9 protein-coding genes and 1 tRNA gene are annotated in these 14,508 nt (G+C 67.1%); 6 read left to right on the top strand and 4 right to left on the bottom strand.

The window, feature by feature from the left end; all coding sequences use genetic code 11:
* The first annotated feature begins 152 nt into the window (after positions 1–152).
* From AWQ71_RS20685 to fusA, 5 genes are all read left to right on the top strand, one after another.
* Positions 153–2,246, top strand: coding sequence for a UvrD-helicase domain-containing protein (locus tag AWQ71_RS20685; RefSeq protein WP_067135961.1), 2,094 nt, complete (start codon positions 153–155; stop codon positions 2,244–2,246).
* Positions 2,247–2,449: 203 nt separating this feature from the next.
* Positions 2,450–4,321, top strand: coding sequence for a DUF262 domain-containing protein (locus AWQ71_RS20690; RefSeq protein WP_067135667.1), 1,872 nt, complete (start codon positions 2,450–2,452; stop codon positions 4,319–4,321).
* A 144-nt stretch (positions 4,322–4,465) separates the two neighbouring features.
* Positions 4,466–4,552 (top strand) — tRNA-Lys (locus tag AWQ71_RS20695).
* 168 nt (positions 4,553–4,720) lie between these two features.
* Positions 4,721–5,701, top strand: a complete 981-nt coding sequence (locus AWQ71_RS20700; protein ID WP_157570463.1) for a hypothetical protein — start codon at positions 4,721–4,723, stop codon at positions 5,699–5,701.
* A gap of 485 nt (positions 5,702–6,186) precedes the next feature.
* On the top strand, positions 6,187–8,286 hold the full coding sequence (fusA, locus tag AWQ71_RS20710; RefSeq protein ID WP_067135673.1) for an elongation factor G: 2,100 nt from the start codon (positions 6,187–6,189) through the stop codon (positions 8,284–8,286).
* 199 nt (positions 8,287–8,485) lie between these two features.
* Here fusA and AWQ71_RS20715 read toward each other — a convergent pair whose 3' ends face one another.
* Positions 8,486–9,253 (bottom strand): SDR family NAD(P)-dependent oxidoreductase, encoded by a 768-nt coding sequence (locus AWQ71_RS20715; protein ID WP_067135674.1) that lies wholly within the window; start codon positions 9,251–9,253, stop codon positions 8,486–8,488.
* Positions 9,254–9,628: 375 nt separating this feature from the next.
* Between AWQ71_RS20715 and AWQ71_RS20720 the strand changes: the two genes are divergently transcribed.
* On the top strand, positions 9,629–10,786 hold the full coding sequence (locus AWQ71_RS20720; protein WP_218001887.1) for an FAD binding domain-containing protein: 1,158 nt from the start codon (positions 9,629–9,631) through the stop codon (positions 10,784–10,786).
* Here AWQ71_RS20720 and AWQ71_RS20725 read toward each other — a convergent pair.
* Genes AWQ71_RS20725 through AWQ71_RS20735 form a run of 3 tightly spaced genes read right to left on the bottom strand, consistent with a single transcriptional unit; the run spans position 10,739 to position 14,477 of the window.
* A complete protein-coding gene (locus tag AWQ71_RS20725; protein ID WP_067135678.1) occupies positions 10,739–11,266 on the bottom strand; it encodes a (2Fe-2S)-binding protein in 528 nt (175 codons plus the stop codon). The two genes, AWQ71_RS20720 and AWQ71_RS20725, sit on opposite strands and share 48 nt — an antisense overlap.
* Positions 11,263–12,165, bottom strand: coding sequence for an FAD binding domain-containing protein (locus tag AWQ71_RS20730; RefSeq protein ID WP_067135680.1), 903 nt, complete (start codon positions 12,163–12,165; stop codon positions 11,263–11,265). The genes AWQ71_RS20725 and AWQ71_RS20730 overlap by 4 nt, the downstream gene beginning before the upstream one ends.
* A complete protein-coding gene (locus AWQ71_RS20735) occupies positions 12,162–14,477 on the bottom strand; it encodes a xanthine dehydrogenase family protein molybdopterin-binding subunit (protein ID WP_174550740.1) in 2,316 nt (771 codons plus the stop codon). Before AWQ71_RS20735 ends, AWQ71_RS20730 begins: the two co-directional genes overlap by 4 nt.
* Between the last annotated feature and the right edge of the window lie 31 nt (positions 14,478–14,508).

Consider the following 14,508-nt stretch of genomic DNA (forward strand, 5'->3'; position numbering starts at 1 on the left):
AACTTAATGGGTTAGAAGAGTCATGACGGATTGAAGATATTAGTAGGCCATTATGTGGTGCTAGATGGCTTAACGGAACTGTCACTGCAAAGATGGCAGTCTGTATCGCTATGATCACGGTCGGCGACCTGGCGATTTGTGGAGGGTGCGGCATGGCGCGGCTGGGTGTCTATCGGGACTTCTTTCGTCACTTCTCGCGACTTGAGAAGCCCGTTCAGGACCAGGTCATCGAGGCCTTCTCGAAGTTCGAGGAGGCCACGTACGCCGGGCTGCATCTGGAACCGGTAAAAAACGCCCGTGATGGTCGAATGCGTACCATTCGCATCACAGACTTCTGGCGAGGTGTCGTGCTTGCTCCGGAGAGGGGTGATCTATACGTCCTGCTCAACGTGCTGCCACATGACAAGGCGTACGACTGGGCGAAGCGGCGACGCGTCACGGTGAACACGGCCACGGGTGTCATCGAGCTGCGTGACTTAGTGACCCTCGAAGAGCAGGCGGAGTCCACTATTGCTGAGCCTCAGGAATTGGCCCCGCTCTTTTCTCGTGTTAAGGACGCCGAAATGGAGCGTTTGGGGGTCGATGCTCAAGTGCTCGCGTTCGCTCGCACGTTCAACAGTGACGACCAACTCGACAAGGCGCAGACGTTCTTGCCGAAGCAGCAGCACGATGTGCTCGTCGGTCTTGCCTCCGGCATGACAGTGGACGAGGTATGGGCCAGCCTGCCGTCCCCCGCTGATGATCTGCGGCACATCGACCTTGAGGACGTGGCCGCCGCGGTTGAGCGCTCTCCCGAGCAGGTCCTGTTGGTCAATGGGCCCGATGAGCTGATGGAGGCATTTGCGAAGCCGTTCGCCCTTTGGCGGATCTACCTGCACCCTTCTCAGCGGGATGCTGCTCACGGTTCCTTCGGCGGACCCGCCCGAGTGACGGGAGGACCGGGAACCGGCAAGACGGTCGTCGCGCTCCATCGCGCGAAGCATCTGGCCGGGCGGGCCAACCAGGACGGGGCCGTCCTGGTCACCACCTTCATCCGCACATTGCCCTCCACGATAGAGGACGCGCTACGCGAGCTCGTGGATGACGAAGCGGTGCTGAATCGAATCGAGATCAGGCACATCGATGGGGTCGCCTACCGTCTCGTCACCGGGGGTTCCGGCAGCCTCGCCGTACTGCGGGCCGAGGAGGAGAAGGCACGCTGGACCCGGGTCATTCGGCGACTCGGCTTGCCATCACGGTTCGATGAGGCGTTTCTCGGTCATGAGTGGCGTCAGGTGATCCTTAGTCAGGACATCACCTCACTGGAGGCTTACCAGCAGGCGCGCCGCCCGGGGCGGGGAAAGGCTCTGGGGCATCTCCAGAAGGCGCAGGTCTGGGAAGCCGTCTCGGCCTTCACCGAGAGTCTCCGTGCCGACAAGGTGTGGACGTACGAAACCATCTGCCTGGAAGCAATCCGGCTGCTTGAGGCCAGCGAGCGACAGCCGTACCGGCACGTGATCGTGGACGAGGCGCAGGACCTCAGTCCATGGCATTGGCGGCTTCTCCGCGCCGCGACGACCCGAGGCCGGGACGACCTGTTTCTGGCGGGCGACACCCACCAGCGGGTCTACGACTATCGCGTCTCATTGAAGAAGCTGGGCATCGACATCGCGGGCCGGTCCGCCCGATTAAAGATCAACTATCGGACGACGGCGGAGATCCTGCACTGGAGCCTCGGGCTGTTGCATGGTGAGCGCGTCGACGACATGAACGGTGATCTGGACACGCTGGCCGGATATCGCTCTGAGATCCATGGCGCGGAGCCTCAGAGGGTGGGCTTCACAACCCAGCAGGGCGAGCTCGACAATCTCGTCAAGACCGTCACCCGCTGGCTCGACCAGGGAGTGGAACCCGGTCGCATCGGTGTCGCCGCACGATCGAACATGGTGGCCGACCAGGCTGTCGCCAAGCTTAAGGCAGCGGGCATTCCGGCAGCCTCCTTGGCGAAGAAACACACAGATTCCGAGATCGGGGTCGGCACGATGCACCGGATGAAGGGGATGGAGTTCCGGTGCGTTGCGGTGATCGGCGTTAGCGAGCACACCGTTCCGCCCACGTCAGCAATCACTCCCGCTGATGAGGATGTGATCGCCCATCACCAGGACCTTCAGCGGGAACGCTGCCTGCTCTTCGTTGCCTGCACTCGAGCCCGCGAGGAACTTGCTCTCTCCTGGCACGGTAACGCGAGCTCGTTCTTACCGATATAGGCCATTTCGGGAGGATCGTGATGTGTAAGTTGTGTGCCTATTTGCTAGAAATGATGCTATTTTGCGCCCAAGCTGGATATTGATGCGAATGATGGCATCCTCGACGGTTGCGTCTTAGTGCGGATGTGGCGCAGGTCGATGCCTCGGTGGTAAAAATTAACAAATCCTCCAGCGATATCCCCCGATCGGAAGTGTGAGGGCTCATGAAGGCGGATACCCACACCCCCGCTGAGATCTTTGGTAGCGATATCCGATACCTGATCCCACTCTTTCAGCGGCCATATGTCTGGAACAAGAATGATCAGTGGGAGCCGCTGTGGGACGATGTCCGCACCGTCGCCGAGCAGATTTTGGAAGCCAAGAATGGGCCCTACAACACCGAGCCGATTCCTCCGCACTTCCTCGGCGCCATCGTATTGGAGCAGCAGTGGTCTCCGACGGCGTTCATTCCGACCCGGCACGTCATTGACGGACAGCAGCGTCTGACGACCCTGCAGATCCTTCTCGACGCCGCTCAGCTCGTGGCCGAGCGGCATGGCCTGCAGATGGACGCTCAAGCGTTGCAGACGCTGGTCCTCAACCACAAGGGCCTCGCCCAGCACCCTGACGAGGTGTTCAAGGTCTGGCCGACCGATCGTGACCAGGACGCGTTCCGAGTGGTCATGGACAATGAGCGGGAAATCCCAGCGGAGCTTGCGGAAAGCCGGATTGCCCAGGCTCACGGGTATTTCGTGACGGAGCTGACGGCGTGGGCAGATCCGGATGGTGACCCGGACAACTGCAAACGCCGGGTAACGGCATTGACCCATGCGCTGCGCAGCTTCCTCAAGCTCGTGGTGATCGATCTCGAGCCTGGTGACAATGCGCAAGTCATCTTCGAGACGCTGAACCATCGGGGGACGCCACTTCTCGCGGCCGACCTCATCAAGAACCTGGTCTTCCAGTTGGCCACAGCCCAGAATGAAGACCTCAAGAGTCTGTACGTGCAGTATTGGAAACCTTTCGATTCCGATCACTGGCGCCGGAATGTGCGGCAAGGGCGGCTTTATCGTCCTTATGTCGACATCTTCTTCCAGTACTGGCTCACCATGCAGCGGCTCCGCGAAGTGCCCGCAGACCGGGTCTTTAGCGAGTTCCGGGATCATGTGCGCACCTCTGAACTGGCGGCATGGGAGGTGATGCGAGACCTTGCCTCTGACGCCAAGGTGTATGCCGAGTTGGAGCACCTCCCGTGGGACTCGCCGGAGGGAACCTTCTATTACCGCGTCATCCGCATCATGGAGACAGCGGTGGTCGGTCCATTCCTGCTGTGGGTCCTGCGCTGGCCGGAAGAGAAGATGAGCAGAGCGCAGCGCCTCAAGGCTCTGGGGGCGATGGAGAGCTGGTTGGTCCGCCGGATGCTGTGCAAGCTGTCCACGAAGAGCTACAGCCGCATCCTTGTCGATCTTCTGCAAGCACTGGATCGCCATGGACCGGAGGTGGCCGGGGACGTCACCGAGCGCGTCCTCTCGACCGCCACGGCGAACGCGGGTTACTGGCCCTCGGATCCGGAAGTCATTCAAGCCATGCAGACGCTTCGGCTGTACAAGGACCTCACCCAGACGCGGTTGCGGATGGTTCTGGAGGCGCTCGAAGACGATCGTCGCGGAAAGTGGGCTGAACATGAGCACTGCCCCCGAGGAACCCTGACGATCGAGCATGTGATGCCCCAAAGTTGGGAGCAGTATTGGGGAGATGACGTTGCGGACCACGCTGCACGCCAGCGCAGGGACCGCCTTGTGCAGACTCTCGGCAATCTGACTCTGGTCAACGAGCGGCTGAACCCCAAGCTCTCCAACCGGCCATGGAAGGACTCCGAGGCGCAAACCGAAGAGGGTGAAGAGCTCAAGCCAGTGCCGGGCAAGCGGAGCCTGCTTCTCTGGCACGCCACCCTCAAGCTGAACGCGGAGATAGTGGCGAGGCACCCGGACACATGGACAAAAGAGGCGATCATGGCCCGCTCCACTGAACTCGCGGAAACCATCACTAAGATCTGGCCACGGCCCAACGGGCAGATTGAAATGCCAACGTCATAGAAGGGTCATGCTGGCTCCCATGCCTGATCGCCGCTCAGTGTGGTTGCTCGGTGGTTGCTCGGATGCCGTGGAATGGGATGTCACGGCATGGCCTTGGGCGGCACGCAAACCGGGCGACGGCCGTACCGACCGGCATCAATCGGTGCGGTGTGATGGTGGCCGGCACGGGATGACAGGGCGAACCGCTGACTCTTAATCAGCGGGTCCGGGGTTCGAGTCCCTGGCGGCGCACGTGCAAGAAGCCCAGGTCGATATCACTGACCTGGGCTTTCTTCATTCGGCGGTCAGCTCGCCGATGCCCCACGCCCCCGCGTTGATCACGATGGTTGCTCGTCGTTTGCTCGCCAGCCGAAACCCTGGTCGCAGCATGATCTTTTGTGGCCCCGGCCGAGTTCCTGGGTGCTGAACTTCACCGATCGCCATGGCGCTACGACACCGCCCGCCTGCCAGGTGGCCCCTGGCCCGCACCAGGCCCGCAAGCCTGGAAGCGCCAAGCCCGCGCTGGACAGAGATCGGGTCGACGTGCTGATCTGGGCCGCGGCGCTGATGACAGCCGCCAGTGTCTGGCCTGGCCCGTTGCGACGGCTCCGCCTCATCGTGGACCCGCGTATCCCCCCGCTCGTCGCGACCCTACGCCAGGCTCGCCTGACTCCTGCCGAGTTGGAGGCGATGCTCACCGCTCTGCTCGCCCGGGCGACGGAGCTGATCGCACTCCTGATCTCGCCGCACGAAGCCGAGCGGAAACTCGGCGTGCCCATCGATCAGGTACCAGATGATCTCCAACGCTTTGGAGATCATCTGTTCGCTTCCTCCCTCGATGAGCTGCTCGCCGCGCCGCCTTCCTGGCTGTTGCAAGCTCGGGCGGATCAAGAGCTGCGAGAGGCCGCTCTCGCCGAAGCCCGCCGAGCCGCCGAGGCGGCCTTCCGGCGCCACCGGGACGAACAAGCCGCCGTCGACGCGGCCGCGCGGGTGGCCTCCCGTCTGTCCGACACATCGGTGGCGGAGCTCTTCGACCTTCCCGTCGAGGTGATCCGGCTCCTGCGTCCCCAGAGCGGCCGGTGGTCGGCCGAGAACGTTGAGCGACTGCTGCGTGACACCCCGCTCTGGCTGCAGTCGCAGACCGCAGCCAGAGCGGAAGCCGACCGCCGTCGCCGCCACGCCGACAATCGCGCCACCCGGCTGGCCCGGCGACGGCTGGGCTGGCGTCGCCAGTGGGCGGAGCTCTTCGACGTGCCCCTCGAACAGGTCCCCCAGGGAGTCGGACGCCCCACCAGCAGAGCGATCGATGCTGTCAGGCGGGAGTCACCTGCCTGGGCTCGTCATCTGATTGAAGAAGACCCTCTCCCGCTGTTTCTGAAACCTCAGCCGGCGCAGTCGTGACCCGACCGCCACGGCGGCGAGCAGCCTGTGGCAGGCGGCGGACGGGATCCCCTTGGCGCTCCCATAGAGTCCGCCGCTCCGCCCGGCTCGCGGGAACCGCCGGGGAGTCCGACCGGATGGCGAGGGCCCGCAGCACCGGGTTCGCCGTCAAAAAACCAGTTCTCTCGCGGGCACTGATCTCAATACACTCGCTGCGAACGACGCGCCGCCACGACGTGCGCATTGACGAGGGAGAGGAGCCGGCCGTGCGCTACCGCACCGCTGAGGTCATCCCCGCGTCACGGTATGAGGTGCTCCTGGTGTCTTCGCCGGCCTGGTGTCGGCTGCGCGGCCGGCACCGGATGTCCCCGGCGGAAATCTGACCTGCGTCTGCCCCGTGCCGAGCTGATCGGCCGGGCATCTCCTGATGCGGTGGCACCGCATCAGGCTCTTTCGCTCGGGAATCGCGCTTTCCCCATCTGGACCATCTCGAAGGGTCATAGGCAATGCGCGCCAACCTGCACCGCCATCTCACGGATACGCCGGCCGATGTCCGCAACCTGGGCATTCTCGCCCACGTCGATGCCGGCAAGACCACCATCACCGAGCGGATCCTCTATGTCACCGGCACCACGTACAAGCGTGGCGAAGTCCACGACGGGACGACCGTCACGGACTTCGACTCCCAGGAGCGGGATCGTGGGATCACCATCTTCGCCGCGGCGGTGAGCTGTGCGTGGGACGGACACCGGATCAACCTGATCGACACCCCGGGCCACGTCGACTTCTCCGACGAGGTGGAGCGCTCGCTGCGGGTACTCGACGGCGCCGTCGCGATATTCGACGGAGTCGCCGGAGTCGAACCGCAGAGCGAGTCGGTATGGCGGCAGGCCGACCGGTACGGGGCGCCGCGGATCGCTTTCGTCAACAAGCTCGACCGCGCCGGCGCCGATCTCGACACCGCGGTCGAGTCGATCCGCACGCGACTGCACGTCACCCCGCTGGTGGTCCAGCTGCCGATCGGGCGTGAGGACGGGTTCGTCGGAGTGGTGGACCTGCTGCGCATGCGGGCGCTCGTCTGGGCCGACGGCCGCGGCACGTGCGAGGAGGGTCCGGTTCCGGACTCCCTGCGGGAAGAATCCCGCCGGCGCCGCCGGCTCCTCGAGGAGGCGGTGGCCGAACTGCACCCGATCGCGTTGGAGGAGTTCTGCGCGGAGTCGGCGATCTCCGAACGGACTCTCGCCGCCGCGCTGCGCGACCTGACCCGTACGGGTGAGGGCGTGGTGGTGCTGTGCGGATCGGCCTACCGAAATCGCGGGATCGAGCCGTTGCTGGACGCCGTCGTGTCTTACCTGCCCTCGCCTCTGGACATGCCGGCGGTGCGCGGCAGCCAGGACGGCACGGAGCAGGAGCGCGCCGCCGACCTGGCGGCGCCGTTCGCCGCACTGGCGTTCAAAGTGAGTTCGACCGCCACCGGGCGGTTGACCTACCTGCGCGTGTACTCGGGAACGGTGGAGAAGGGAGACACGGTGCTGGACGCCGGCGCGCGGCGCACCGAGCGGATCGGCCGGATCCTGCGGGTGCGGGCGGACCGGCACACCGAGGTGGACCGGGCGGTGGCCGGAGACATCGTCGCGGTGATCGGGCTTAAGACGGCCCGCGCGGGAGCCACGCTGTGCGCACCCGCGGCGCCGCTGGTCCTCGAACCGCCGAGCACGGCCGTTCCGGTGGTCTCCGTGGCCGTCGAGGTTCGCAGAAGCACCGACACCGGGCGGTTGGCCTCGGCGCTGGCGCGGCTGGTCGAGGAGGATCCCTCGCTGGTGGTCAGGGCCGACGCCGAGACCGGTCAGACGGTGCTGTCGGGGATGGGCGAGCTGCATCTGGAGGTCGCGGTGGAGAAGATCCGCCGTACCCATGGGCTGGAACCGATCGTCGGCCGCCCGCGGGTGACATACCGGGAGGCGATGGTGCGTGGGGTGTCCGGGCTGGTGTATCGGCACGTCAAGCAGGACGGTGGCGCGGGCCAGTTCGCCCAGGTCGTCCTCGACGTGGCGCCGCTGGAGGCCACCCCGGACCTCGTCCGTGACGACGGCGGCGGAGTGGACTTCCTGTTCCACTCGACCGTCGTCGGCGGACGGGTGCCGCGGGAGTACGCCCGCGCGGTGGAGGCCGGTTGCCGGGACGCCCTGGCTGAGGGCCCGATCGGCGGCCACCCCGTCACCGGACTGCGGGTCACGCTCACCGACGGAGCCACCCATCCCAAGGACTCCTCGGAGATGGCGTTCCGGACGGCCGGCAGGCTCGCACTGCGGGAGGCACTGCGCGCCAGTGCGATGGTGCTGCTGGAACCGGTGGCCGAGGTCACGGTCACCGTGCCCGCCGCCGCCGTCGGCGGAGTGCTCGGCGACCTGGCGGCACGGCGCGGCCGGATCTCGGGCTCGACCGCGAGAGCGGGTACGGTCGTGATCACCGCGATCGTGCCGCTGGCCGAGACCTTCGGCTACGCGACCCGCCTCCGCAGCCGGACCCAGGGCCAGGGAGACTTCACCACCCGGGCCGCCGGTTACGCCCCGGTGCCGGCGTCCGCCGGTGAGCCGGCCTGTTAGGGAGCGCCAGACACCCAGATGGCCTCGTCCGCACGCGGGCGGGGCCGTCTGCGCGGGTGGCCTCGGCCAGGCTTCGCTTGGCGCGCGCGATCTTCCGTTCCGCCGCGTCTTGACGGATCACCTAAAGGTCCGCGAAGGGGCCGCGAGCCGGAGCGAGGAGCCGGGCTTCACCGATCGTCGCCGCGTCGCTTCGCGAAGGTCAGCCGGTGGAAAAGAGGGGCCATCCGGCCGTGAGGCCGCCGTCCAGGACGATGGTCTGCCCGGTGAGGTAGGAGGCTTTGTCGGAGCCGATGTAGAGCACGGCCGCGGCTATCTCCTCCGGGGTGCCGGGGCGGTGCATGGGCAGGACGGAGTTGACGGCCTCGCGGACGTCGTCGCCGGCGGTGAACCTCTCGTACATGCCGGTCTGGGTGAAGCCGGGGGCGATGGCGTTGACGCGGATGCCGTGGGCGGCGCCTTCGAGTGCCGCCGCCTTGGTGATGCCGATGACGGCGTGCTTGCTACCGACGTAGAGGGCGGAGTTGGGGTAGCCCATCAGCCCGTAGGTGGAGCTGACGTTGATGATGCTCCCACCGCCCTGAGGTCGCATGGCGCGGAACTCGTGTTTCATACTCAGCAACGTGCCCAGGACGTTGGTGTCGAAGGTGGCCGCGTAGCTTTCGTCGGTGACATCCGTGACGGGTCCCGGTGCGCCCTCTGTGCCGGCGTTGTTGAACGCGATGTCCAAGTGGCTGAAGCGTTCAACGGTGCGGTCGATGAGGTTGGTCATGTCCTCGTTGCTGCGCACGTCGGCACGGACGAACGCGACCTGCGCGCCGAGCTTGCCCAGCTCATCGGCGAGTTCGACGCCGACGTCCTCGTGCCGGCCGGAGACGACGAGATTCGCGCCCTCGCGAGCATAGGCGACGGCCACGGCGCGACCGATGCCGGTGAGCGCGCCGGTAACGAGAACCACGGGAGTGGACATGATCGGTTCCCTTGGATGAGGGTGGACAGCCAGACCGCATAGCTCGATTCCTGACACCACACCTTCCCGGTTCTCCATCCCACAACCTCGGCCACGACAATGCCGGCAGCGAGCATCAGCGAGACGGCACCATGGCGGAGATCGTGCAGCCGGATCGGCGGTAGACCTGCCACATCGAGCTCACGCCCGCCTCATCGCCCTGCCGATCACCCATTCCCTGGAGACATGCCACCCCGGCGTGTCTCTTCGTCTACCCGCAGGTCAACACCCAGTTTTCGGCTCTGGTCGCGCTGAATTAAGGGGAACGCAGGGACGCGCGAGTATAGAAAAGACCTGCCGGATTTTGCGGGCAGGGAAGGGTATCCAATGCGTCCGATGGAATCGTTCAAGGCTTTGATCATCGGTGGGTCCGTCGGGGGGCTGGCAGCGGCTCATGAGTTGCGGGCGGTCGGTGCGGAGACTGTCGTGTACGAGCGGTCGGCGGGCAGGATGCAGGCCCGTGGCGCTGGGATCGTCATGCAGCCGGAGGTGGAGGCGCTGCTGGTCGGCCTGGGCATGTCCGCGGAGTCGGTGAGTGTCGAACTGCGTGAGCGCCAGCAGCTTCACATCCACGGCAGTCCCGACAGGTATGAGGCCCCGCAGTTGATGACGGCCTGGGACACTCTCTACCGGGCGTTGCGGGAACCCCTCGCCGGGGTCTGTTACCGCTTGGACAGTGCCCTTAGACGGGTCCGGGTGGAAGGTTCTGACGTCACGGCCGAGTTCGCTGACGGCTACACGGCTCAGGGTGACTTCCTGGTGGGCGCGGACGGGATCGGCTCGGCCACGCGGCGGCTGCTCGATTCCGCCGCGCGTCCCGCGTACGCCGGGTATGTGGCCTGGCGAGGGCTGGAACCGGAGTCGGCCCTGCCCGGTGGCCTTCTGGACCTGCTGGCGGACCGGTTCACGTTCTTCGGCGCGGACGGCCTGCAGATGCTGTGCTACCTGGTCCCTGGTCCCGGCGGTGAGCTGGCTGTGGGCTCCAGGCGGGTCAACTGGGTGTGGTACACGAACGTGCTCGAGCGCGACGTTCCACGGCTGCTTGCGAGCCGGTCCGGAAGGCGGTTCACGACCTTCCTGCCGCCTGGGGAGATGCGTCCGGACGTCGTCGCGGAGGTTAATGCCACGGCGGAGGCATCGCTTCCGTCGCCGTTCGCGGAGCTCGTGCGCCACAGTGAGGTCTTCATGCAGCCTGTCTTCGACCTTCGGCCGTTTCGGATGGTCGCCGACCATGCGGCTCTGATCGGCGACGCCGCCGGAACGGTCCGGCCGCACACCGCCTCCGGGACCTCCAAGGCGTTCGGTGACGCGGCCGGCCTCGCCGCGGCCATGCGCGGATGGGCACCCGGTCACGACCTTCCCGCCCGGCGGCTGGCGGACTGGGAAGAGCAGCGACTGATTCACCTGGTGAGGCTGTCGGAGATGGGGATCAACCTGGCTGAGCGGTCAGAACTCGGGACGGCCACCGGCCGCCGGTTCTTCGCCTCCGCCTGAGGGGTCCGCGAAGGCCGACTCGGCCGCGGCGCGCATGATCGCCCGCCGGATGGGTTCATAGCCGGTGCACCGGCAGATGTTGGACTCGACCAGGCCGTGTACCCGTTCCGGATCGTCGCCGATAGTGGGGTCGGCCTCCAGGGCGCCTGCCGCCACCATCAAGAAGCCCGGTGTGCAGAAACCGCACTGCAGGGCGTGCTCGGCGGAGAAGGCCCGTTGGAGCGGATGCGGCTCGCCGTCAGGCCCCGCCAAGCCTTCAACGGTGCGTACTGACCGGCCGTCGCACTGTACGGCAAGCATGAGGCAGGAACGTACGGCCTTGCCGTCCACCAGCACTGTGCAGGCCCCACAGACGCCGTGCTCGCAACCGAGGTGTGTACCCGTCAGCCGGCAGTCCTCGCGCAGTACATCGGCCAAGATGCGTCGCGGCTCGACATCCAGCGGGTAGTCGTCGCCGTTGACCGTGAGTGTGATCTTCACTGAAGGACTCCCTCGGCCGCTTGGCGCAGCGTTCGGCCGACCAGGACGGCGATGACCTGCCGCCGGTATTCCGGGTCGGCGTATGGCTCGGCGAGAGGAGCGGCGTCCTGGTCGGCGGCGATCCGGCCGGCGCGGGCGAATGGGTGGCCGCCGGGCAGCCGGTTGCCGACCGCCGGGACGGTGATCTCGCGGCCGATCAGGACCTGTTCGGCGGCGTGGGCCCGAATCGGCCGGTCGGCGCAGTTGACCAGGCCGATCCTCGCGTCGCTGATCAGTCCGTCTTGCGCGCTGAGCGCGGCGGCAACGGCCACCTGGGCGAAGCAGAAATGCGTCCGCCGGTGCTCCATGAAGCCGACCCCGGTGCCGTCTGCGGGCAGCGGGAACCGCACCGAGGTGATGAGCTCGTCTCGTGCGCGCGCGGTTTGGAAAGGGCCGCGGAAGTAGTCACGGGCCGCGATCTCGCGGGCGCCGCCGGTACTGCGTACCTCGATCGCGGCGTCGAGCGCGAGGGCGATCGCGCACCACTCCGATGCCGGATGTGCCCAGGCGAGGCTGCCCACCATCGTGCCGCAAGCGCGGATGGGCGGGTGGGCGATGTTGACGGCGGCGAGTGCGAACAGCCTGCCGAGCGGACCCGGCACAGCCTGCGGGGACTCGAAGACGCCGTGGCGGACCAGCGCGCCGATCTCGACCGTGCCGTCGTTCACGCTCAGGCGGTCGAGCCCGGCGACACGGTTGATGTCGACCACCAGGTCGGGGCGGATCCGCTGCAGGTGCATCTCCAGGATCAGGCTCTGGCCGCCGGCGAGGACGCGGACGTCGCGCCGGGTGTCGCCGAGGGCGTTCAGGGCCTCGTCCACGGTACGAGGTGCGACGTAGTCGAAGGCTGCGGGTTTCAACGGGCCCCCTCGTACTTCGTGGCTCGGGCCGCGCGCCACACGACGTCCGGGGTCAGCGGCATCTGCAGCAGACCGGGGTCGGCGATCTGGAGCGCGTCGGCCACGGCGTTGACGATCGCCGCGGGTGTGCCGATGCAGCCCGACTCACCCGCCCCCTTGGCACCCAGCGGCGTAATCGGGCTCGGGGTGCGGGTCTCCTTGACCTCGATGGGCGGGACCTCGGTCGCGGTCGGCAGAAGGTAGTCCAGCAGGCCGCCCGCCAGCAGCGGCACGCCGTCGTCGCCGTACGGGATGCCCTCGTACAGGGCCTGGCCGATCCCCTGGACGGCCGAACCGAATGCCTGCCCGCGTACTATCGCCGGGTTGAGCACGACTCCGCAGTCGTCCACGACAACCAGCCGTAGCACGCGGACGGTGCCGAGTTCCGGATCGACCTCGGCGACGGCGGCGTGGGCGCCGAACGGAAAGCCCATGCCCGACTCGAACCGGTCGTCGACGCTGAGCGGTCCGGTGGCCTTGACCAGTTCCGCCACGTCCATCGCGGCCGAGCCGTCCCGGATGTGGTGGACCGAGCCGTCGGACCACTCCACCTCCTCGACCGGCATCCCCCACAAGTCCGCGGCCCGCTCGCGTGCCAGGTCGATGAGCAGCGCGGAGACGTGGTGCAGGGCCGCCCCGTCGACCTGCGCCGAACGGCTGGCGAAGGAACCCAGGCCCTCGGGCTGTGCGTCGGTGTCTCCCTCGATCAGCCGTACCCGGCTCTCGTCGACGCCGAGGGTCGCGGCGACCAGTGCGGGAAAGGTCGTCTCATGGCTCTGCCCGCTGGATGCCGCGCCGCAGCGGGCGATGATCGTGCCGTCCTCGTGCGCTTCGATGCCGGCGAAGTCGTGCAGTCCCCCCGGTTCTCCGCCGGAGCGTTCCACGTAGCAGGACAGGCCGATGCCCAGCGGCAGGGCGTACGGGTCATGCCTGCGGCGTGTCTGCTCGGCCCGCCACGTGTCGTAGCCGATGGTCTCCAACGCCAGGTCGAGGGCGGCGGCGTAGTTCCCGCTGTCGTAGCACCGGCCGGTGGGAGTCTGGTACGGGACGTCATCGGCCGGGATGAAGTTGCGTCGCCGCAACTCCGCCGGGTCGAGCCCGAGTCGGCGGGCCAGCAGGTCCATCGACCGCTCCAACGCGATCGTCGCCTCCGGCCGGCCGGCACCGCGATACGGGTAGGTCACCATCGTGTTGGTCAGCACTGAGCGCACGGAGGCGTGAACCCGCGGTGTGGCGTACGGCCCGGTGGCCATCCAGGCCGTCTGCATGGGCAGGCCCACCCCGAGATGAGGGTAGGCACCCACGTCGGCGTCGATCTGCAGTTCGTAGGCGAGCAGGTGCCCGTCGGCGTCGGCGGCGAGCCGGACCCGCTGGTCCTGGCCCCGCCCGCGGGTGGCGGCCGTCATGGACTCCAGACGGTCCTCGATCCAGCGCACGGGCCGCCCGAGCATCACCGCCAGGTAGACCACCGTGACGAACTCCGGAAACGCCGCGCTCTTGGAACCGAACGCGCCGCCGGTATCGGGCACCACCACGCGGATCCGGTCGACTGGCATTCCCAGCAGCGCCGCCAGTTCACTCCGCAGCCGGTGAGGCATCTGATGCCCCGACCACACCGTCAACCGCCCGTCCTGTTCGGGGACGGCGAGGATCGTCCGGCACTCCATCGGCGTCGGCATCAGGAGTTGCTGGCGGTAGCGGGCCTCGACGACGGCGGCCGCCTCCTGCCATACCGTCTCATCGATCGGTGTCCCGGCCTCTCCCCGGAACGCGGTGTTGCTCCGCCCGTCGAACAGCAGAACCGAGTCGTCGGCGGCGGCGGAGGGCGTCACCACGGCCGGCAGCGGATCGATCCGGACGGCGACCTCGGCGGCTCCGTCCTCGGCCCGGTAGCGGTCCTCTCCCACGACGACCGCGACGGCCTCTCCCGCATACCGCACCCGGTCCTTCGCCAACGCCGGCCACTCACGTCCGGCGACCGCCTCAGCGGTGGACAGCTTCGCGAGCAGCGTATGAGGCACCGGCGGCAGATCCTGCAGGCGCGCGGCAGCGTGCGCACACGCGGGTAGCCCGGACAGATCCGCCGCCGACCACACCCCGACCACTCCCGGCACCTCTCGGGCGGCCGCGCAGTCCACGTCGCGCACGACACCGTGAGCGATCCTGCTTCTGACAAAGACCGCATCCAGGCAACCCGGCACCGCCACATCCGCGACGAACCGGCCACGGCCGGATAGCAGCCGCCGGTCCTCGCGCCTGGCCCACTGCTCCAAGGCGATCCCCCAACACCGACTCGATCGGTCA

This window comes from Microtetraspora malaysiensis (assembly GCF_001528665.1).
In the GTDB taxonomy this organism is placed as follows: Bacteria; Actinomycetota; Actinomycetes; order Streptosporangiales; family Streptosporangiaceae; genus Microtetraspora_A; species Microtetraspora_A malaysiensis.